This is a genomic window from Vibrio sp. KUL78 (assembly GCF_059725505.1).
In genome coordinates this window covers 744,762-766,515 of sequence record NZ_AP045838.1, presented here as the reverse complement: position 1 = coordinate 766,515, position 21,754 = coordinate 744,762, and the positions used below count along the sequence as shown (strand labels likewise).

Here is a 21,754-nt window from a genome sequence, read left to right as displayed (position 1 = left end):
TTTAGCTAGGCATAATCACTGTCAATTCATTATTAAACAAAGAACAGAAAATGAGGAGTTGAAAATGGGAGTGCTTGAAAGAGTCTTTCATTCAGTATTGTTTGAAGTGTTAGCAGTGAGCTTATCTATTGCGGGTTTAGCCATTTTTACTGATCATGATGTCACTCGACTATCAGGGACCATGATTGTTATCGCGACAATGGCGATGTGTTGGAATTATATCTTCAATCTTATCTTCGACTACTTCGTTAAGGGTGAGCGTGTAGAACGAACCGTGATGGTTCGAGTTGTTCACGTGCTACTGTTTGAAGCGGGACTATTGATAGCCACAGTTCCCGTCATGGCGTACATGTTAGGTGTAAATTTATGGCAGGCATTTTTGATGGATATTGGCGTGACCATTTTTGTTACTGTCTACGCATTCTTGTTTAACTTAACGTATGACCATATCCGACTGTGGGTGATCAATCATCGTCAGGCAACAGTCTAGTTGATGGCGATAGTATCTACAGATGTAAAAAGGGCTAATCCATGGATTAGCCCTTTTTGATTGAGTGCAAATCGTGACTATTTGATTTCACTAAACGCAATGTGGTGTAGAGTGAGTCCTGGTTTTACAAAAGCAACGCCAACTTCATACCAACCCGATTCTAGGTCGACAATTAAGCCATCAATATCTGTGATTGCACCATCCGTTCCGTTGGTGGACAGCGACATACTGTACTCGCCATTGAAACTTAAGCTGCAAGATGACTGTGCCAGCTCGTTGCGGTCGTAGCTCACTTGGACGCTCACTAGATACTTGGCGGCTTTGTCTACATTGATAACCGCAGAAGTATCGTTTGACGTCGCAAGCTTCACAGGTTGCTTAATGGTATGTGATTGCCCATCTGGTGCTTGCTGTTTTGCGGCAAATGGCTTGACCGGGTTATATCTCTCGATAGGGCGCTGCATAGCCGGTGTGTTGATTAAGAATCGGCAGATATTCATAGCACTGCGCTGCAGCTCTCCAAGCGTGAGAGTACCGGATTCTAGTGCAGCTAGCGTGTCATCTTTCATGGCATTGCGCTCAGCGCCATCGTTATCGACAACCATATACAAATCGTTTTGAGCGCGAACCATGTAAGAGGTATATGTCTTCGCTTCGTCACCACCGTGCACAGGGTGGTTCATTTTTGCCCACCAGTCAGACATTACGATGCCGTCAAAGCCCCACTCTCCTCGTAGAATGGAAGTGTTAAGATCGTAATTTGACGCCCCCCAGTGACCATTGATTGGGTTATAAGATGTCATGATAGTCGTAGCACCACCATGTTTGACCGCGAGCTCGAAAGGCTTGATGTGCACTTCGCGAAGAGCACGCTCAGACATGACGCTGTCGACGTCAAATCGCGATGTTTCTTGATCGTTTGAAGCAAAGTGCTTGATTGTGCCCGATACGCCAGCTTTCTTTAAGCCGCCTACTTGAGCTGCAGCCATAGAGCCAGTCAGTAGCGGGTCTTCAGAGAAGTACTCAAAGTTGCGCCCATTAAGCGGGTGGCGGTGAATATTGATTCCAGGACCAAGTAGAGTATCGATGTTGTAGCTTTGTAGCTCGCCACCAACTAGGTAGAACAGGTGTTCATTAAGTTCGGTATTCCACGTACAACCCAGCAAAGTGCCAATCGGTACTTGCGTAGCTTTATGACCGCTATCCATACGTATGCCAGAAGGACCATCTGCTGCTGCGGCTACTGGAATACCTAAATCGAAAAGCGTATCACTGACGCCGCCAAATGCTGCAGCAGTCCCCGGTGTTACTTTCGGGCTACACATGCCTTCACCACGGACAATGGTGGCCAACATGGCTGGAGTGAACTGAGCTACAAATGAACTCATTGACGCAGAGCCTGAGGCGACATCTTTGAGTTTGATACCCGTGTCACCTGTGATTTCGATATCGACCGGCAACCTTTCTGAAATACGCGTTTCCATACAAATCGAGCGAGTCGGGACGGATTCGTGCTCGATGGCGTAAGGTAGAGCATTACTTGTAGCTGCGGGCTTTATGCGCTGGAAAGGGGTGACAGGGGCGGCAGATTCAGATAACTGTTCGATTACCTGCAATGTGTCGACATCAAACGATGCATCGATGAGCGTGGCTTCACGAACACTGCCGCCCAGATGGAACTGGTAGCGACCAGCTTCTAATACGTAGCAAGATTTATAACCGGTGCATCCTGAATCGTCATAAGACGCGAGAGCAGACACTGGTACAATAATGCGCATCAGCTCTGACTCATTGGGAGCCAGCGTTTTTGATTTTCCAAAACCCGCGAGAACTCGTGCAGGTTTGCCAAGCTTACCCTGTGGTGCTTCAACGTAGATTTGTACCACCTCTTTTCCGCGGTGCGTATCACCGACATTGGTCACTTCTACGTGGAAATGAATGGCTCTGTTCTTGCCTGAGCCCTCAATTGAAGAGGATACAAATTTTCGAGTGAAGCTTGTGTAACTTAGGCCTTCACCGAAGGCATAGCGTACCGCATCCGGCTTAAAGGTAGAAAAGTAGCGGTAACCCAGATAGATGTCTTCGCAGTAAAGGTTTTGATCACTATTACCGAAGTTAGCATGAGAAGGGTAATCAACGAGCTGTTTAGCGATGGTGTCTGCTAATTTTCCGCTTGGTGACACATCGCCTGATAATACATCAGCAAGCGCGTGCCCTCCTTCCATTCCCGCTGCCCAGCTGTAAAGAATCGCCTTAATTGAATCCGCGTTCTCCATGCTGTCAACCCAAGACATATCGATGATGTTAGTGACGTTTAGAACAACAATGACCTTGTCGAATTGCCCGCAGACCTTATGCAGCATGTCGTATTCGGTTTCGGTAAGACGATAGCTGCCGGATTCATCGGCATTGTCTTGATCTTCACCTGCTGTACGACCGATAAACACGAGTGCATAGTCACTTTGTTTACGTGCTTGTGAAACAATTTCACTTGAAAGCGGCATTTCTTCTTGATACCAAGGTTCAGCTGCCCAGCCACCGCCGCCATCGTCAAATGGATGTTGCTCTAGCCATGATTGATAGATGGATACTAAGTCCATGTTTACCTGGATACATGGATGAGCGGAGAGCCCTTCTAGCGCATTGACACTGTATGGAACATTGACTGCACCACCAGAACCTGTGCCGCTGCGTACAGTATCAATCTGGCATCGACCAAATAGTGAGACTCTACTCATTGAAGGCAGTGGTAGGGTGCCGTCGATGTTCTTAAGTAAAACAATCCCTTCAGTCGCGGCTTGGCGACTGACAGGGGCAAGAGCTTGTCTTGCCGATTCGATGGTAGTCAAGGGCATAAATGAATTCCAATTCCTGTTTTTGTTGGTTGTTATCGTTGGTATGAGAGTTAAATAAACGGGTTCTCGAGTAATAGTCGCTCTCGTTGCGCTAGGTGCAACGTGTTCTCGATTTCAGAAAAATAGCGTTGGTAAAGGGCTTCATACTCACCGCTAGCAAGGACAATTTCACAGCCTGTCTGCAACCTTTGGGCAAGCTCGGGATTGTCCGCGTTGATGTAGAAAACGAGAGGGAAGGGGTATTCGATCATCACGCCACCCACTAGGCTAATGGGGTATTGATTAGCCACTCGACTTTCAAACACTTCTAGCGCTTCATTGGCACCAAAGCAAACAAAATCAAATTCGCCATCAGTTAGGCGTCTGAAAACGCGATCGAAGTCACCTCGTTCAACGACATTAAAGCCATTTTGACGAAATAGCTCGGCATCAACCCAGGTCTCAGGGACGCCAACAGACATCGACTTAATGGCTTCGGTCGTTGTGAAATCAGCGATTTTGTCGTCACGAGCGAACAGTATTCTTTGCCCAAGCAATTGTTTGGTAACAGAAAGAGCAAGCTCGATAAATCGTTTCCCGGCAAACTTCGCATTGCCTTTTACGGTTACAAGTACATCGCTGCCATTATCTAACACCGCGCCTTCTTGTTCGGCCAAAGGCAGGTCGGTTCTGTCATCAATAATGTTTGCATGTCCGTAGCTATCGGCGGTTGCCGTAAGCAATAAACTCAGCACATCAAACTCAAATTGTTGACGATACGCAGATTTATTGCCGTTCCAAAAACGTACCGATTTTATTGTTGTCACATCTATCACCAAAAGTAAGCGGTTTCTTTTTAGAATAATCAGGATGCTAATATGGGGATAGTGAGCAGATCACATAACGGAATAATAGTTCCGAAAACTATTATAAGTTACTGTTATTAAAATAATAACGAATCATTATGAGGCGGCTATTTGTTCATCTATGCAAGGAGGTTTCTATCTTGAAAAGGCTTTTTGGCTTGTTAACCTGTGTTACATCGTTAAAGCGATCACACTTCTAAATATGGAAATATGAGTAGATTGATGTGGCGATAATACACTGAATTATAAGAGTTAATTTCTCTGTTGTTTTTCTTTTGACCAGCTATGATTTGCTTAAGTCATTGATATTAAAGAATTAATTTTAATGTGATCAATGCAGGCTTTTTGGGTCTGTATTTTGTTAAATGCGTCGAGACTACTTAGTATTCTGAGAAAGCGCTTTCTTGAGGTGTTACCCCCGAACTTTTTAGTTCCACTTAAATGGAAATCGCTAAACCCGAAAACAAAACTAAAGGATACAGTGATGCAAAAGAAAACATTCATCGCCTCAGTGATTTGTGGTGCATTGTTTGCTGGTAGTGCAGTGACTGCGCAAGCGGAAGAAATTAAACAGGGGGGCACCTTGACTGTGCCAATTATCAACACAGGCTTTGTTGATAACTTCAATCCATACACAGTAAAAGATATTTACAACGGCACCATGTTTGAACCATTGATGGTGTTCAACAACATGACTGGAGAAACGCACTGGCGTTTGGCTGAGTCAGCGGACTACTCAGATGATCTTAAGACCATTACGATCAAGTTGAGAGAGGGTCTTAAGTGGTCTGACGGCAGCCCATTAACAGCAGAAGACGTGGCGTTTAGTTTTGAAATGACGCAAAAAGCGCCAGCTTTTGACCTTAAAGGTATTTGGTCTGGCGGTAACCTTAAGAATATCGATGTCGTTGATGCACGCACTTTGAAGGTTAACCTTGCTGAAGCGGATTCGACGTTCCTTTGGAACCTAGCGGACTATCACATTGTTCCTAAGAAAGTTTGGAGCAAAGCAGAAGACCTAACCACGTTTACCAACCCAAATCCAATTGGTAGCGGTCCAATGACGACGGTTAAGTATCTTAAGCCGCAACAAATGGAGCTTTGCCGTAACGAAAACTACTATCTAGAGAATCGTCCTTACCTAGATTGTATGACGTTCCGCTCATACAACGACAACTCTCAAATCCAGCCAGCATTGATCAAAGGTGAGATTGATTGGGGCTCAAACTTCATTGCTGATATCGAAAGCACGTTTGTGAAGCAAAACCCTGATAACCACCATTTCTGGTATCCAGCGAATGACGCAATCCATCTTTATGTAAACACGAAGGAAGCGCCATTTGATGATATCCGTGTGCGCCAAGCGCTTTCTATGTCGCTTGATCGCGAAATGATTGTCGATATTGCCGCTTACGGTTACCCAACGGTGAACTACAACGCGGGTGGTATTGGTGAACTATATAAATCAAGTATCGACCAAGGCGTGACAGATAAATATCGCGGCCTGACGACTTACAACCCAGATGAAGCAAAGAAACTACTTGATGCTGCAGGTCTGAAAGACCTCGATGGTGACGGCTACCGTGATATGCCAAACGGCGACAAGTTTGTGTTTGATATCGAAGTGGTAAACGGCTGGACGGACTGGATTCAAGTTGTTCAGATGGCAACTGAGTACTTTGATGAAGTTGGTGTGAAGGCGAACGTTAAGACTGTCGACTGGGCGGTATATGACAAGAACCTTAAAGACAGCAACTACAAGATGTCTATCAACTGGTCAATGGTATCGACTAACCCAATCTTGGCGTACCAAGCATACTTCTCATCAGCTTACGTTGGTAAGATTTGGCACGCAGGTCACGGCGTAAACAGCCCTGAAATCGACGCGCTAATCGATAGCTTCGGCAAAACGGGTGATGCGGTTAAGCAGCAAGAGATCATCTCTGAGCTTCAAGAGTTTACGGCACAAAATCTACCGTTTATTCCGCTGTTCTCTAACGCAACATGGTTCCAATACAACACGGATAAAATCGTTGGTTGGCCAAGTGAAGAAAACCCTTACGTTCAGCCAGTATTTTACGATGGTGGTAAGCGAGTTCTTATCCTAAATAACTTGCACCTTAAGTAAATCGTAACACTTGGGGTCTCGAATGAGGCCCCACATTTAAAAGGTACTGCTATGTCGTTTTTAGCTCGCCGCTTTGGCTTTTATTTCACTGCGTTTCTTATCGCAATTTCGTTTAACTTTATGTTGCCTCGTCTTATGCCTGGTGACCCTGTAGATGCACTATTTGCAGCAGCGCAGGGACGTATGGATCCGGCTCAGATGGATGCTGTTCGCGAAATGTACGGCTTTGTTGATGGCAACGTATTTGTTCAATACATCCATTACATCAAGAGTGTTTTCACGCTCGACCTTGGCCCTTCGGTTCTCATGTTCCCAATTAACGTGTCTGACGTCATCGCGATGGCACTTCCTTGGACCATGTTCCTAGCTCTAGGCTCTCTCATTGTTGCTCTCATTATTGGTGTCAGCATTGGTACTTACGCGTCGTATCGCCGCGAAGGCTTCTTTGGTCAGGTTGTACCGCCAGTATTGGCATTTATCAGTAACTTCCCATACATAGTAACCGCACTGCTTTTGTTCTACTTCTTCGGTTTGAAGATGGAGTTACTACCACTTGCGTATACCTACGACCCTTCACTAGAACCAGGTTGGACGTGGGAGTTCATCGCAAGCGTCGCTAAACATGCTGTGTTGCCGGTTGGCTCTATGGTGGTGGTCGGAATCGCGACTTGGGTATTCAACATGCGTAACGCCATGATCAACGTATTAGGCGAAGACTATGTCACCATGGCTGAAGCCAAAGGATTGAGTAGCTTCCGCGTGATGTACCGCTATGCAGGTCGTAACGCCATCTTGCCTGTTGCGACGGCTATCGCAATGGCGATTGGTTTCTCATTTGCGGGCTCAATCATGACTGAGGTGGTCTTCAACTACCAAGGTTTGGGTAACATTCTGCTTAAAGGCATCGTTGCTCGTGACTATCCGCTAATCCAAGCCATTCTGCTTATCTTAGTGACCGCAGTTCTGACTGCTAACTTTATCGCCGATCTTCTATACGTTTGGCTAGACCCACGAATTTCCAACTAGGCCGTATTATGGAAAAGTTAATAGACGCGCATAAATATGACCACGAGTCGAAGCTCGCGGTACGAGAATCTGCTTTCTCATGGAAAAACATCAAATCGAAACTAGGTAAGGTATATGCCTTCTTCTATGGCAACCCGCCAGCGATAATCGGAGGATTTCTACTTACCGTTGTTCTTGCTGGAGCCATCTTTGCACCTGCATTGGCAACTCATGATCCAGAACGCCGCGTAGCGCGCCCTCATGTTGCGCCCAACGCTGAGCATGTACTGGGCTCGACACGTAGTGGTCGTGATGTCTATAGCCAAGTGCTTTATGGAGCGAGAAAGTCGCTAACCGTAGCCCTCACGGCTGGAGTTATTGCAATGAGTATTGCGGTTTTGGTTGGTGTTTCTTCGGGCTATTTTGGTGGCAAAATCGATGAACGCTTGAACTTTCTTACTAACGTATTTCTGGTGTTTCCACAGCTTCCGTTACTCATAGTATTAGCAGCATTCTTAGGGCAGGTGGGGTCCCTCGTTATTACCGTGTTGCTCGGTATCACCTCCTGGCCGTGGGGCGCGAGGGTGATACGTTCTCAGACAATGGCGATTCGTAATAAGGAGTTCATTATTTCTGCTGAGGTAATGGGTGAGTCTAAGATCCGCATCATTCTTGTTGAGATCTTACCAAACCTAATCTCTATCGTGTTTGGTGGCTTCTTGGGCACAGTTATCTACGCAATGGGCGCTGAGGCTGGCTTGGGTATCCTTGGTCTTGGTGATGCGACAGAAGTGAGCTGGGGTTCAATGCTGTACTGGGCACAAACGTCATCGTCACTATACACAGGTGCTTGGTGGGAAATGATGGTTCCAGCAATGGCGCTAGCAATCACAGGTGGTGCATTGGCACTGATCAACATGTCGATTGACCAAGTGAGTAACCCGAAACTTCGTACAGGTCCACACATCAAACTGTGGCACAAACTGAAAAAAGAAGCAGATAAGAAGAGAGGCCTACGATGAGCGCATTACTCGAAATCAATAATCTATGTGTCGACTATGTATCGCCAAACGGCGTTGCTCGCGCGGTCAATAATGTCAGCCTAACGATCAAAGAAGGCGAAACACTTGGCATTGCTGGTGAGTCTGGTTGCGGTAAAAGTACGCTAGCGTTTGCTATCTCTCGCTTACACAAAGCACCTGCACTGATTTCAGAAGGTGAAATCCTTTATAAAGGCGAAGACGTGCTGAAAATGAACGACCGTAAATTGCGCCAGTTCCGCTGGAACGATGTGTCTGTCGTGTTTCAAAGTGCTATGAACTCGCTTAACCCTGTAATCACCATCGGCGAGCAGCTAACGGACGTGATCTTGGCTCACAAGAAGATTCCTTACAAGCAAGCCCATGAAAAGGCAGTTGAGCTTCTATCCATTGTTGGGATTCACGGTGACCGCATGGGTAGCTTCCCGCACCAATTGAGTGGTGGTATGCGTCAGCGTGTGGTTATTGCCGTAGCACTTGCCCTTGAGCCTAAGCTCATCATTATGGATGAACCAACTACGGCATTGGATGTGGTTGTCGAACGTGAAATTCTTAACGAGTTGTATGACCTTAAAACTAAGTTTGGCTTTTCAATTTTGTTCATCAGCCATGACTTGAGCTTGATGGGTGAAATTGCTGACCGTATTGGTGTGATGTACGCAGGTAACCTAATTGAACTGGGTGACGCTCAGCAGGTGTTTGGTGCTCCTGAGCATCCGTATACCAAAGGCTTGGTAGCTTCATTCCCTACAATTCACGGTCCAAAAGAGCGTCTATACGGCATTCCTGGTAATCCAGTGAACCTACTCGATATCCCGACAGGGTGTAACTTCCAAGCTCGCTGTGGAGAGTGTTTTGAGAAGTGTAAATCGGTAGAGCCTGCGCTCTCTGCTCTGGCGAATGGTCGTCAAGTCTCTTGTCATCTGGTTTAAGGAAGTAATGATGCAAAGTAACGAAGTCATCCTATCGGTAAAAAACTTAGTTAAAGATTTTCCTCTGGGCCAATCAGTGAAGTCGAACCTAATGCGAGCAGTAAACGACGTGTCGTTTGAGCTTCGTAAAGGTGAAGCTTTGGCAATCGTAGGCGAATCGGGCTCCGGTAAGAGCACGGGTGCACGTATCTTGACTCAGATTTATGACAAGACGGCTGGCGATATCCATTTCAAAGGTGTACCGATCAATGAATACATTGAGCAAAATGGTCAATTGGAGTATGCACGTCAGGTGCAAATGATTTTCCAAGACCCGTTTGGATCGCTTAACCCAGTACATACCATCTATCACCATATCGCGCGCCCTTTGATGATTCACAATCGCGCAGATAAGAAAGCTATCCCGCAGCTAGTCTATGATTTGCTTGAGCTGGTGGGTTTGACTCCGGTAAAAGAGACGGCAGAGAAGTTCCCACATGAGCTCAGTGGTGGTCAAAGACAGCGCGTTGCTATCGCTCGTGCAATTGCTGTTGATCCTGAGGTTATTCTAGCGGATGAGCCTATCTCTATGCTCGATGTGTCTGTTCGCCTTGGTATTTTGAACCTAATGGCTGACTTAAAAGATAAGCACGGCATTTCATTTATGTACATCACCCACGATATTGCGACTGCTCGCTACTTTGCGGAGAAGACAGCCGTCATGTATGTCGGTCACATGGTGGAGTGGGGCGAAAGTGACAGCGTGACGCAAAACCCACAGCATCCTTACTCTAAGCTACTGCTTTCTGCGGTACCAGAAGTAGGCAATGCGGGTCGACGCGATCTTGCCGTGAAGAAAGGGGAGATCCCTCTATGGAAGCCATCGAGTGTCGGTTGTCCTTTTGCTACTCGCTGCCCGAACGCAAGCGAAATCTGTACTAAAGAGATGCCTGAAACGACGCAGATCTCAGAGCAACACTTTGTTCGTTGCCACAACATGTAGTTTAAAGAATCCCAAAAATTTTGCGCTCTAAAGAAAGCGCTTACAAAAAATCAGAAGTGACCAAATTATGGAACAATTACAAGCTAATCAAGCGTTTGAAGTGAACGGGAAATTTATCACTCTCAACGAAGAACGTTTTTACCAGATATCTAATGTCGATCAGATGGCACCGTTTTTTATCAGTGTTGTCTCTGCCAGTAATCATTGGTTGTTTATTTCATCAACAGGCAGCTTGTCTGCGGGACGCATTCGTCCAGAGAATGCACTTTTCCCGTATCGCTCAGTTGATCATATTCATGAAAATGCGGACAACACAGGCTCTAAAGCCGTTATTCGTGTGGCGACTACCGATGGGGCACCTGCATTATGGGAACCTTTCAACCCGCACCATGATGGTTTGTACCAAGTGCAGCGCAACCTTTACAAAAATGCTGTCGGTGACAAGATCCTATTTGAAGAGCTAAACCACACCTTAGGCCTTCGCTATCAATACAGCTGGTCTACGTCGGATAAATTTGGTTTTGTACGCGAAACACATGTGACGAACCTTGCTGATGAACAGGTACAATTTGAGATTATCGATGGTATTCAAAACCTACTTCCATCTGGCGCGCCGCTTCAAGCGCTCCAAACACGCAGCGCGCTGGTCGATGCTTATAAATGGAACGAGCGAATCGATGATCTACCGATGGCAACCTACAGTATGTACGCCAAGCTCAGTGACCGTGCTGAGCCAGCGGAATCTTTAAGAGCGACTACTGTATTTGGTATTGCAGAAAAAGCGCAGCAAATTTCTCTTAATGCCAAAGACGTAGCTAAGTTCCGTAAAGGGCAACCACTTGATGCGCAGCCATTAACTCGTGGTGAACGTGGCGCCTTCCTTATCACTCAATCTCTAGTACTTGAGGCGGGTGAGACGGAATCTTGGCTGATGGTGGCTGATATCGACAAGTCTCATGCAGATGTTGCTGCGTTGAAAAATCAGATGGTCTTAGACGATGAGATCGCAGTAACCGTTAAACAAGACGTCCAAGCGAACCAAGATGAGCTGAAACTTCTTATGGCGGGTGCAGACGCGTGGCAGTTAACCTCTTCGGAAGAGACTGCCGTTCATCACTATGCGAACGTGCTATTTAACAACATGCGTGGTGGCGTGTTTGTCTCTGGTTATAAGTTGGATGCGGATGATGTCCTCGCTACATTTACTCGCATCAACAAAAGAGTCGTAGAAAAACATTCTGCACTGCTACGCACGCTTCCAGAAAACCTATCGCATCCGCAGTTAGTATCGATGGCGAAAGAGACAGGTGATCAACAGCTTCTGCGTATGGCCTACGAATATTTGCCACTCACCTTTGGTCGTCGTCACGGTGACCCAAGCCGTCCTTGGAACCATTTTGAAATCAAGGTACGTGACGATGAGGGACAACGTTTGTTGGCTTATCAAGGCAACTGGCGTGATATCTTCCAGAACTGGGAAGCGATGGCATTGAGCTATCCAAACTTTATCGGTTCATTTGTCGCTAAGTTTGTAAATGCGTCGACGATTGATGGCTATAACCCTTACCGCATCACCAAAGAGGGCGTGGACTGGGAGCTACTTGATTTGGATGATCCATGGAGCAACATTGGTTACTGGGGTGACCACCAAATCATCTATCTACTCAAGTTCCTAGAGCTTGCCGATAAGTATCAAAGTAATGACCTTATCGAATGGCTGAGCGAAGAAACCTACAGCTATGCAAATGTACCGTATGAAATTGCGGGTGTTGAGCAGCTGTTTGCTAACCCGAAAGATACGGTTGCCTTTAATGAGCAAAAGCAAGCTGCGACGGAAGAGCTTACCGATTCACTAGGTAGCGACGGTCGATTGGTGATGGGTGAGAATGGCGATGTTTATCAAGTGAACCTACTTGAGAAGCTCCTTGTACCGCTGTTGTCTAAGCTAAGCAACTTCGTCATTGATGGCGGTATTTGGCTTAACACGCAACGTCCAGAGTGGAATGATGCCAACAACGCTATTGTGGGTAACGGTCTCTCGATGGTGACACTGTACTACATGCGTCGTTATGTAACCTTTATGCAGAAGCTAATTTGCCGCGCTCCAATTAATGTTGCGCTATCGAGCGAAGTGGCAGTATGGCTAACCAAGACAAGTCAGGTATTGTCTGAAGCGGCGGCATCGCTGCGAGTTGAGAAAATTACACCTCAGTCTCGTAAATCGCTGCTCACGAAATTGGCTAAAGTCGCAGAAGAGTATCGTATGGGCGTTTATGCCAACGGCTTCTCGGGTAAATCGACGCTGGAGATGACAGAAGTTGAAGAGTTACTTCGCGTATCTAAGACTTTGCTTGACCACACCATCCATAGCAACAAGCGCGATGATGGCCTGTACAATGCTTACAACATCCTTGACCTTCAAGGTGATGGTGCGAATGTCGAATATCTATATCCAATGCTGGAAGGGCAGGTTGCCATCCTAAGTGCGGGTATTCTGGATGCGACACAAGCGGTAGATTTGCTGACTAAGCTGTTTGATAGCGAGATGTTCCGTGAAGATCAACTGAGCTTCATGCTTTACCCGGATCGTGATCTAACGGCATTTTTGAAGAAGAACCATATCACTAAGAATCTTGTTGATAATAGTGAGCTGCTTCAGGCGATGCTGGCGAATGGCGATAAACGAATCGTTAATCAAGATATTGAGAACCGAGTTCATTTTAATGCTGATTTCGAGAACGCAGCGATTTTAGAGGCTCGTATTGCAACTGTTGCTGAGGATTACCCTCGCTTTGGTCGCAAAGAGTGGGCCGAAGTGTCTGATATCTATGAGCAGACCTTCAACCACAAAGCGTTTACAGGTCGCTCTGGTACTATGTTTGGTTATGAAGGCTTAGGTTGTATCTATTGGCACATGGTCTCTAAACTTCTACTTGCGGTTCAAGAGAACTACCAGCAAGCATGGGTAGAGCTAGGTAACTGTGATAAGACTAAGCAATTGGGTGAGTTCTACTACCGAGTGCGTGAAGGCATTGGCTTTAACAAAACACCAGAAGTGTACGGTGCGTTCCCAACGGATCCATATTCGCATACGCCAAAACAAGCAGGTGCACAGCAGCCAGGTATGACTGGTCAGGTTAAAGAAGAAGTGATTACACGCTTTGGCGAGCTGGGTATTACCGTGACGGATGGAGAAATCCAGATCACGCCTAACTTGTTGTCTGAAAGCGAGTTCTTGACTGAACCTGTGGCATTTGAGTACTTTGATTTGCAAGGTCAGGTGAATCGTATCGATGTGAATGTGGGGAGCCTAGCGTTTACGCTATGCCAGGTTCCGTTTGTATACACATTGAGTGAAGAACAACATGATGTGTCTTTGACTGTTGAGCTAACCAATGGGCCTACGATTGAAAAAATATCGAACATGATTCCAGAGAATCTAAGTAAGCACATTTTTGATCGCAGTGCTCAGGTGAAAGCTGTTTACGTGACGATTCCAGCAGAAAAACTGGTTATCTAGCCACACATTAACTAGATATCAGGGCAAACAAAAAGGCAGGACAATTTAGTTGTCCTGCCTTTTTTTATCTTCTGAGCGTAATAAAGGTTTAACCTTTCGTCATTCAAGCGAGGTTTTTCACAGACCCTCGGCTGATGATAGTCGGTTCGATAGGTTCGATGGGTTGTGAAGCACTACTTTTACCTTTAACAATCGCCATTACTTTTTTAGCTGCGGCGGTTGCCATTTTTTGAATTGGGAAATCTACAGTTGTTAACCCTGGTGTCATGTGCTGACCAAAGGGTACGTTATCGAATCCGATAATTGAGATATCTTCACCAACGCGGAGTCCGCGTTCCAAACATAACGTGTAGGCGGTCATCGCGATATTATCGTTCATACAGAAGATGGCGGTTAACGGGATATCTCGATCTAACAAACGACGAATGGCATCATGATTACATTGATGGTCAAATCGGCCCTCGACAACAGCATTGGGATTGTAATCCACGCCGTAATGGCTCAATGCATTGCGATATCCTTGCAGACGGTCGCGACTATCGACTTTACTGAGCTGACCACTGATACATCCAATTTGTGTATGACCTTTTTTAATCAGATACTCAGTGGCTAAAAAGCCACCTTTTTCATTGTCGAGCCATACACAGCGGTCAGCCATTTCAGGAATGTAGCGGTTGATAAGTACTGTCGCTTCATTTTGGCGCGAGATCTCAAGAAGTTCACTGTCCGATAGGGTATCGACAGTCAACACCAGCCCGTCCACTTTCTTTGAGCGAAGAAAACGAATCGATTCATGTTCTTCATCATACTCTTCGTGGCCGCTAGTAATAATCAGGTGATAGTTTTCCGAGCGAACGACCTTTTCGACTTCGTGCATCATTGGCCCATAAAAGGGACCATCAAGCGTACCGACAAGCATACCAATACTGCAAGAGCGGTTTGAGGCGAGTGCCTGCGCAAACGTATTAGGTTGGTAACCTAATTCTTCCATTGCGGCATACACTTTTTGCTTGTTAGCTTCTTTAACCGAAGAGTGACCGTTCAGTGTCCTTGACACTGTTGCTTGCGAGACTTGAGCTAACTCAGCGACTTCTTTTATCGTAATCAATTCGCGATCCTATCATTCAATCTTGTTGAAATTATTGGAAATTTCTTCAATGACTTCCACTCACTATACTACAAAGCGCTCATCTGATGGTAATTCGAGTGTTGTAGATACGTTCCACGACGGTGAACTGTGATCTGGTTAGCGATTTGTAGTGCGGAGAGCATCATATCGGATTGCTTTCTCACATTTAGTGACTGACTCCACATTAGTAAAAGTAAGCGCTTTCTTTGTGGTGACGAGCCTCATGTTTTGTAGATACGTGCAATTTCGACCTATATACATAGCCTGGCTCAACAATTAATATAGTTATCAAGCAATGGGGAACAGAGTCAAGACAAGGCACTTTCTCTTAATTTTTTCCTTTTTAATGAAAGCGCTTTCTTAATAGATTGAAAGGTTTTCTTAAGGACTTGAGGTATAAATCGAACCAAAGCCTTATTTGATTAAGTTAACTGGGTTGCGTGTAACACGCTATGCTAATTTTTGCATAGTGAATTTTGAAAGCGCTTACTTGAGGTGGAAAGGATTTTTGGTGAATTTATAAGCACATAGCTTCGAGCTTGGTACGTGCTAACCGTAAAAATATCAGAATAACTAATTTTATTTCTGTCTTTTCTATAGGCGGAAAGGAAAACCGGAAGTGGAGTGAATTTGGAGGGGGTCTAGGTTCATTTTTCTTCTAACTCTCAGTGTGAATTAAATGAAAGCAGTGGTTGTCTTTATTTATACGCACTTAAAAAATGGAAAATTTATAATAAAATTTAGGAGTTGATAATGAAATTATCACAAGTGACTCTAGCCTGTTTAATGGCTGGATTAAGTGCTGCTAGTTCTAACGTGATTGCAAGTGAAAATACACAAGGTTTTGAGTTTCATGGTTATTTTCGTGCTGGTGCATTATATAGCACTAATGACGATTTTAAGCGCTCTAAGTTCCCAGCAACAAAAGAAAAACTTGGTCGTTTAGGTATTGAATCTGATAACCACTTTGAGCTTGCACTTCAGAAAAACTTTGATACTGCAGATGGTCAATCGGTGAGAATTAAAACCCGTGCAGGTGCAGATAATGCTCAGTCAGGAGGTAAAAACCAGCTAGGTACAAACGCTGATGCTGCAAACGGTAGCATTGGTTTAATCGAGACGTTTGTAGAGTTTGACGGCGTGACAGAAACAGGCACCATGTGGGGTGGTAAGCGTTTCTATGGTAAAGATAACTACATCTTTATGACTGACTTCTTCTATACAGATATGTCAGGTACTGGTGTTGGTATTGAAGGTATCGAGCTTGGTGGAAATAAATGGGATTTCGCATACGTAGCGAGTGACAACGCTGAGGGTGGTTACTGGGGACTTGATGATAATAACCCAATGCATGCTGTACACGTGGGCGTTAACTTTGGTTCTTTTGAACTACATGCTATGGGTAAATATTTACCAGATAACTTTGTAGATGATGTTGAATATGCAGATTCTGGTTTTGAAGTTACCGGTATTTATCATTCTGATACTGTATTTGGTTTGTCTGAAAAAGGCTTTACTAAATATATTGCACAAGCAGGTCAAGGTTTAGGTTCAGGACAATTATTGGGTGGTACAATTACAACCTATAATGCATGGAAGCCAGGTTACGGCGGTGCGATGGGTCCTGATAACATGAAGAAAATTGATTCTGGTGATGTATCGACTCGTGCACTTATTTGGGGTGGCTACTTCTTTGAGAATGGCGTAAGTATTTTCCACTCTATTCAAGGTCAATATAATGATCTCGAAAAACGTGGTAAAGACTCTTGGGCATCTGCAATGATTCGACCAACTTTCCCAATTTCTAAAAACTGGTCTATCGCAACTGAAGCGGGCTACCAGTATGGCGATTGGTCTGATGAAAATGGCGTAGGCGGCAGTAACTATGACTATAAACTGACTATCGCACCAACAGTGACAGTAGGTACTGGATTCGGCCCTGCACCAGAGATTCGTTTCCTAGCGACGTACCTAGATGGTTCTGACCGTGATAAAGCGGATTTGTTAGTAGGCATCCAAGCTGATATGTGGTGGTAACCCCAACCACTGTCTTAGGAGAGGGGACGGGTATGTGCATCATAGGGAGAGAGCATACCCGTATTTTTCACAATATTCATGATTCATATTGTGTTTATGTCTTTGATAATAAGTGCATTGGTTCTTGTATATTCAGGGCAGTTTGATTTTGCCACTCAGCTTGCTGAGTGGCTTTTTTTGTTTGAGTTCTAATTTTGTCTAATTGTTTCGTGAAAGCGTTTACTTTTTAGGTAAAATAATAGTCATTCTACAATGATGTGAATATAAGTAGTTAAGGAGTGTTGCTATGATACGAAAGACGATTCTCGCCTTAGCGCTGGCAACCATAGTGGGCTGTGCCAGCCAAGCACAAGACACAAACAATAGTAAAGATGAGGCAGGTATAGCAGCTTTAAGCTCACAACAAGGGTGCTGTGAATCTTTGGCCAATGTGAGTTTCGCTCCAGTGAGCAAACCGGGCGCTGTAGAGATCAACTTGTCTACTCAGTCGCCAAAAATTGAACTAAACAGCGGGCGCACTTTTGCTGAAGGTATTGAACTGCCGTCTGCGCTCGGTGAGATAAAGTTAACGGTTTACTCTATTATCGACAAACAAGTTTTTGTACCGACAGTACTTGTGCTTGATGAGCAATTTCAAGTTCTTGATGTTATTGGAGAAGATATCATCAAACATAGGGAGAGCTCGATACTATACAAATCTGGCTATTTGGGTGAATACGCGATCCCAAATCGCTTCTCTAATGGCCAAAAGCCTGTTTATCTCGCCGTTGTAACCACAAAAGAAGCACTAGCGACGAGTTCTGAGCCAATGCCACCGAGTGAGTTTGCCCTGCAATCAGGCTCGGTTTCGGCTAATGACCCATATTACTCAAATCTTACTATTACACATTCTGCGGTTGGTAAAGTCACGTTAGAGCTTGACTATGAGCCAACCGGTTTACGTTCGGAAACAGAAGCAGAGCAGCAAACAAGGCAGGAAGCGGTTGCTCAGCACTCGGAAACAGTAGTGCCAGAACAGCTCTCGGTGTCACAAGAAAAAGCATTTAATGAAGCCATTGAACGAGCTGTTGAACAAGGTGAGTTTGAGAAAGCGCTGAGACTATCAAAAGAAGCGGAGAGCTTAGGCTCAAAGAGCGCTCAACAAGCCTTTGTTGACGCGATGAAACAGTACTAATGGGCGATCAAAAAGTGTTCCAAGCATTCAGGGCAACGTTTAATTTGTTGCCCTGAAACTATACTCTTCCATTTGCAATCTTATCTCTTAACACACGACAACTTATCGAAGCAGATTAATTGCTGGTGAGAGTAGGGCAAGGCGTATTGGTGTTGAGTGCATAAACTACCGTATCTGTCCCTGCCGCTTTGTACAAACATACATTAGAACCACCCTGTCCGGTTGCTACGCCTGCTGGTTCCAATTGTTGCGCTGAAGCTGAAACTGCGAAACCAAACGTAAGCGCTGCAATGATTAGTGCTTTCATGACTAAGTCCTTTCGTTGAACTGAATGAATATGTACCAAACGTGACTTGTGTCACACTTGTTATCAGTAAGACTAGTTCGGTTTTTTCTATTTACAAGGTCGTTGTCACCACTCTTGTTATCTTCAGATAACGACCTACGTATCGTGAGGTTGTGTTTAAAACGCAACTATTTTTGTAAATGACGACAATGTCAATAGATTGAAAGGCAGATTCTAGAGCAAAGCTGTGATCTTTGTTCAAATCGTGCTCTAGATATCAAAATTTGATTTTAGGCTTAGGGATTGGATAAGAATCACTGCAAAACCAATAAGTAGGGTTTAAACTCTAAGATTATTATATTCAACACGGTGCATTTTAAAGCAACTATATGCTTGATCTGATCTTATCAACACATCAGGGTTCACACGAAGAGCTGCTCGGTTTATCTGAGGTGTTTGACGCTGTGGATGCCTATATATTTATAAAAGATAACGAAGGTCACTATCATTATGTCAATCGTAAAGTCTTAGACACTTTTGGTGTGACTCTCGATGGAATTAGAGGCAAAACAGACTGGCATTTGTTTAGTTTTCGCACCGCCAAAATGATGCGTTTGAATGATAAGAGCGTTATAGACACTCGCAAACCCACTCAGCAAAAAATTCCTTTCTCCATCGACAATAGTGAGCTCTGCCATTTAACGGTGACGTCCCCAATCATTAAAAATAATCAGGTTCTAGGCGTCATTGGTTTTGCCGTAGATGTGTCCAAAGACATGGCTGAACGTCAGGTTCTGCTCGAGGAGGCTAATACCGATGGGCTGACTGGGTGTTTTAACCGTCGTTATATGCACTTAGCGTTAGAAGAAGAGCAAATTAAACATAGGGATCTCGGAGTGCCGAGTTCGCTATTGATCATTGATGTTGATCGCTTCAAACCAATTAACGACAAATACGGACATTCAATTGGCGACAGAGTATTGGTTGATGTGGTCGCTGTTATTGACCAATGTACTCGTGAGCAAGATAAATTGTGTCGATATGGTGGAGATGAGTTTGTCTTGCTGCTACCCGGCAGTAATGTTCATCAAGCTTATGCACTTGCTACGCGTCTGTCGCGCAAAATAGATGCGCTCGAATTTCAGAGCAGCAGTGGTAAAACCTTTGGTGTGTCATGCTCAATTGGTGTCGCGACTCAAGCGCTCGATGACGGAAGTATTGTGGAGCGTGCGGATAAGGCGCTCTACATGTCTAAAAAAGGGTGCTCTGGTCGCGTCCACATGTATTGTCCTGAAACCCATGTTATACAAGAGTGCAGCCAATGTGGTGATTAAATCATCGCTTGAACATGCATCCAGTAAACTTTAACCCAATTTTGAAACAGCCTCCCCTGTTCACCCTTGAAAACCCCGTCAAATACAGCTATTTATAACAGTATAAGCAAGATAAAACTGATTTAGGAAAGGACGCTCTCAAACGCCCTTTCTTTATTTTTAGGGGAAAGGGATGACGTTAAAACGAAACGCGCTTTTAGCGATAGGAGTGGGGCTGTTTGCCTCAGGTGTGATGGCAGCAAATGTGGTTGAGACCACGTCTCTAACCGGGTTTGGTACGGCTAAATACCCGCAAGACTTCCAGCACTTTGATTATGTAAACCCAGAAGCACCCAAATACGGTAAAGTTACCTTTGGACAAATGGGTACCTTTGACAACTTCAATCGCTATGCTTCTCGTGGCCAACCTGCTGCTGCAACTGGCGAGCTCTATGATCCCCTGATGCTCCCTTCCTCTGATGAGATTGACTCTTACTATCCATTGATTGCCGAGAAAGTTCGTTATGCCGACGACTACAGTTGGCTTGAGATCGACATCAACCCTAACGCGCGTTTTAGTGATGGAGTCCCTATCACAGCGAAAGACGTCGAGTTTACTTTCGATAAGTTCATGAAAGAGGGGGTTCCTCAGTTCAGGGCGTATTACAAAGACGTGAAAAGTGTTAAGGCGACGTCGAAGCTAACTGTGCGCATCGAAATGTCAGTTCCTAATAAAGAAAAACTGTTTGGATTGGCTCAGGGCACTCGAGTGTTACCAGAGCATTTTTGGAAAGATAAGAACTTTGCAGAGCCTTTGAATGAGCCTCCAGTAGGAAGCGGCGCTTATAAAATCGTTGATTACAAGATGGGTCAGTCTCTGACTTATGCCTTAGATGAAAACTACTGGGCAAAAGATCTACCTGTCAATGTCGGTCGCAACAACTTTAAGACCATCCAGTATGACTATTACCGTGATGACACCGTGATGCTTGAGGCATTTAAAGCCGGTGAGTTCGACCTGAGACAAGAAAATAGCGCGAAGTTCTGGGCTAGCTCATACACAGGTGCCAATTTTGATCGTGGTTTTATCAAGAAAGAAGAGATTGAGCATCACAAGCCAATGGCTACTCAAGGCTTCGTTTTCAATATTGAACGACCTGTGTTTAGCGATCCAAAAGTGCGAGAAGCGCTGAGCTATGCGATGGACTTTGAGTGGATGAACCGAAACATGTTCTACGACCAATACACTCGTACCCGAAGCTATTTCCAAAACTCAGATTATGAAGCAAAAGGACTTCCTTCTTCGGCCGAGCTTGAGGTGCTGAATAAGTATAAAGGGAAGATACCTGAGCGTGTATTCACTGATGAGTACAACCCACCCGTTACCGATGGTACAGGTCGTATTCGCCCACAAATGCGCAAAGCATTTGCCCTATTAAAAGAGGCTGGTTGGGAGCTTAAAAACAAGGTGATGACTAATGTAGAAACAGGTCAGCCTCTAAGTTTCGAGCTGTTGATGTACAGCCCAACGACTGAGCGAATTGCGATTCCGGTCCAAAAGAACATGCGTGCGATGGGGATCGACATGCGTATTCGCACCGTGGATACAACACAGTACCTGAAACGCTGGCGCGACCGCGATTACGATATGATTTCTTCTAGCTATTCAGCACAGCGTTATCCTAGCTCAAACCTAAAGATTGTATGGAACTCGAATTTTATCGATTCAACCTACAACCAAGCAGGGGTAAAAGACCCTGTTATCGACGAGTTGACCGACTTAATTGCAGACAGCCAGGATGATCCAGAAAGATTATTGGTCCTAGGTCGGTCATTAGATAGAGTGCTTCAGTGGAACTATTTCGTTATCCCTCAGTGGCATATCAAAAAATATCGTGTGGCAACATGGGATAAATTCGAGCGCCCAGATGTCTTACCTACTTATGACTTAGGTATTGATACGTGGTGGGTGTCAGAAGAAAAGGCACAAAAGCTACCTGCAAAACGTCGATAAGAGG

15 protein-coding genes are annotated in these 21,754 nt (G+C 45.0%); 11 read left to right on the top strand and 4 right to left on the bottom strand.

Translation table 11 applies throughout. From position 1 onward, the window contains the following. Positions 1-64 precede the first annotated feature (64 nt). Positions 65-490, top strand: coding sequence for a PACE efflux transporter (locus AC6I8Y_RS20080; protein WP_252015185.1), 426 nt, complete (start codon positions 65-67; stop codon positions 488-490). Between the two features lie 77 nt (positions 491-567). Here the strand turns inward: AC6I8Y_RS20080 and AC6I8Y_RS20075 are convergent, their stop codons facing one another. Together AC6I8Y_RS20075 and AC6I8Y_RS20070 are read right to left on the bottom strand one after the other, a co-directional pair. After that, a complete protein-coding gene (locus AC6I8Y_RS20075) occupies positions 568-3,345 on the bottom strand; it encodes a glycoside hydrolase family 3 protein (protein WP_498022859.1) in 2,778 nt (925 codons plus the stop codon). A gap of 50 nt (positions 3,346-3,395) precedes the next feature. Then, complete coding sequence (locus tag AC6I8Y_RS20070) at positions 3,396-4,151, bottom strand: transporter substrate-binding domain-containing protein (protein WP_498022858.1); 756 nt, start codon at positions 4,149-4,151, stop codon at positions 3,396-3,398. Between the two features lie 523 nt (positions 4,152-4,674). Between AC6I8Y_RS20070 and AC6I8Y_RS20065 the strand changes: the two genes are divergently transcribed. The 6 genes from AC6I8Y_RS20065 to AC6I8Y_RS20040 all read left to right on the top strand — a co-directional run bounded on the left by AC6I8Y_RS20065 (position 4,675) and on the right by AC6I8Y_RS20040 (position 13,797). Next, positions 4,675-6,318: an ABC transporter substrate-binding protein gene (locus AC6I8Y_RS20065; RefSeq protein ID WP_498022857.1), complete on the top strand. Its 1,644-nt coding sequence runs from the start codon at positions 4,675-4,677 to the stop codon at positions 6,316-6,318. Between the two features lie 51 nt (positions 6,319-6,369). Next, a complete protein-coding gene (locus tag AC6I8Y_RS20060) occupies positions 6,370-7,344 on the top strand; it encodes an ABC transporter permease (RefSeq protein ID WP_042470078.1) in 975 nt (324 codons plus the stop codon). Positions 7,345-7,352: 8 nt separating this feature from the next. Further along, positions 7,353-8,345, top strand: coding sequence for an ABC transporter permease (locus tag AC6I8Y_RS20055; protein WP_042470079.1), 993 nt, complete (start codon positions 7,353-7,355; stop codon positions 8,343-8,345). Next, positions 8,342-9,295: an ABC transporter ATP-binding protein gene (locus AC6I8Y_RS20050; RefSeq protein WP_042470081.1), complete on the top strand. Its 954-nt coding sequence runs from the start codon at positions 8,342-8,344 to the stop codon at positions 9,293-9,295. Before AC6I8Y_RS20055 ends, AC6I8Y_RS20050 begins: the two co-directional genes overlap by 4 nt. A 7-nt stretch (positions 9,296-9,302) precedes the next feature. After that, positions 9,303-10,277 carry an ABC transporter ATP-binding protein gene (locus tag AC6I8Y_RS20045; RefSeq protein ID WP_042470083.1) on the top strand — a complete coding sequence of 325 codons (975 nt, stop codon included), beginning with the start codon at positions 9,303-9,305 and terminating at the stop codon, positions 10,275-10,277. Positions 10,278-10,344: 67 nt separating this feature from the next. Continuing rightward, entirely contained in the window at positions 10,345-13,797 is a 3,453-nt protein-coding gene (locus tag AC6I8Y_RS20040) for a 1,3-beta-D-glucan phosphorylase, GH149 family (RefSeq protein ID WP_498022856.1), read from the top strand. A gap of 103 nt (positions 13,798-13,900) precedes the next feature. Here the strand turns inward: AC6I8Y_RS20040 and AC6I8Y_RS20035 are convergent, their stop codons facing one another. Then, positions 13,901-14,905, bottom strand: coding sequence for a LacI family DNA-binding transcriptional regulator (locus tag AC6I8Y_RS20035; protein WP_042470085.1), 1,005 nt, complete (start codon positions 14,903-14,905; stop codon positions 13,901-13,903). Between the two features lie 774 nt (positions 14,906-15,679). Between AC6I8Y_RS20035 and AC6I8Y_RS20030 the strand changes: the two genes are divergently transcribed. Together AC6I8Y_RS20030 and AC6I8Y_RS20025 are read left to right on the top strand one after the other, a co-directional pair. After that, positions 15,680-16,963 (top strand): carbohydrate porin, encoded by a 1,284-nt coding sequence (locus AC6I8Y_RS20030; RefSeq protein ID WP_394149034.1) that lies wholly within the window; start codon positions 15,680-15,682, stop codon positions 16,961-16,963. Between the two features lie 286 nt (positions 16,964-17,249). After that, positions 17,250-18,137, top strand: coding sequence for a MalM family protein (locus AC6I8Y_RS20025; RefSeq protein WP_498022853.1), 888 nt, complete (start codon positions 17,250-17,252; stop codon positions 18,135-18,137). A 115-nt stretch (positions 18,138-18,252) separates the two neighbouring features. On the opposite strand, the gene AC6I8Y_RS20020 is transcribed toward AC6I8Y_RS20025, so the two are convergent. Next, entirely contained in the window at positions 18,253-18,444 is a 192-nt protein-coding gene (locus AC6I8Y_RS20020; protein WP_042470091.1) for a hypothetical protein, read from the bottom strand. A gap of 368 nt (positions 18,445-18,812) precedes the next feature. Here AC6I8Y_RS20020 and AC6I8Y_RS20015 point away from each other — a divergent pair, with 368 nt between their 5' ends. Both AC6I8Y_RS20015 and AC6I8Y_RS20010 read left to right on the top strand, forming a co-directional pair. Then, entirely contained in the window at positions 18,813-19,757 is a 945-nt protein-coding gene (locus tag AC6I8Y_RS20015; protein ID WP_498022852.1) for a GGDEF domain-containing protein, read from the top strand. A 232-nt stretch (positions 19,758-19,989) separates the two neighbouring features. After that, positions 19,990-21,750 carry an extracellular solute-binding protein gene (locus AC6I8Y_RS20010; RefSeq protein ID WP_394150432.1) on the top strand — a complete coding sequence of 587 codons (1,761 nt, stop codon included), beginning with the start codon at positions 19,990-19,992 and terminating at the stop codon, positions 21,748-21,750. The last annotated feature ends 4 nt before the right edge of the window (positions 21,751-21,754 follow it).

Coding starts and splice junctions, on each gene's coding strand:
- AC6I8Y_RS20015 (WP_498022852.1), top strand. CDS start 18,813: ATGCTTGATCTGATCTTATCAACACATCAGGGTTCACACGAAGAGCTG.
- AC6I8Y_RS20050 (WP_042470081.1), top strand. CDS start 8,342: ATGAGCGCATTACTCGAAATCAATAATCTATGTGTCGACTATGTATCG.
- AC6I8Y_RS20080 (WP_252015185.1), top strand. CDS start 65: ATGGGAGTGCTTGAAAGAGTCTTTCATTCAGTATTGTTTGAAGTGTTA.
- AC6I8Y_RS20055 (WP_042470079.1), top strand. CDS start 7,353: ATGGAAAAGTTAATAGACGCGCATAAATATGACCACGAGTCGAAGCTC.
- AC6I8Y_RS20030 (WP_394149034.1), top strand. CDS start 15,680: ATGAAATTATCACAAGTGACTCTAGCCTGTTTAATGGCTGGATTAAGT.
- AC6I8Y_RS20075 (WP_498022859.1), bottom strand. CDS start 3,345: ATGCCCTTGACTACCATCGAATCGGCAAGACAAGCTCTTGCCCCTGTC.
- AC6I8Y_RS20045 (WP_042470083.1), top strand. CDS start 9,303: ATGATGCAAAGTAACGAAGTCATCCTATCGGTAAAAAACTTAGTTAAA.
- AC6I8Y_RS20020 (WP_042470091.1), bottom strand. CDS start 18,444: ATGAAAGCACTAATCATTGCAGCGCTTACGTTTGGTTTCGCAGTTTCA.
- AC6I8Y_RS20040 (WP_498022856.1), top strand. CDS start 10,345: ATGGAACAATTACAAGCTAATCAAGCGTTTGAAGTGAACGGGAAATTT.
- AC6I8Y_RS20025 (WP_498022853.1), top strand. CDS start 17,250: ATGATACGAAAGACGATTCTCGCCTTAGCGCTGGCAACCATAGTGGGC.
- AC6I8Y_RS20060 (WP_042470078.1), top strand. CDS start 6,370: ATGTCGTTTTTAGCTCGCCGCTTTGGCTTTTATTTCACTGCGTTTCTT.
- AC6I8Y_RS20010 (WP_394150432.1), top strand. CDS start 19,990: ATGGCAGCAAATGTGGTTGAGACCACGTCTCTAACCGGGTTTGGTACG.
- AC6I8Y_RS20065 (WP_498022857.1), top strand. CDS start 4,675: ATGCAAAAGAAAACATTCATCGCCTCAGTGATTTGTGGTGCATTGTTT.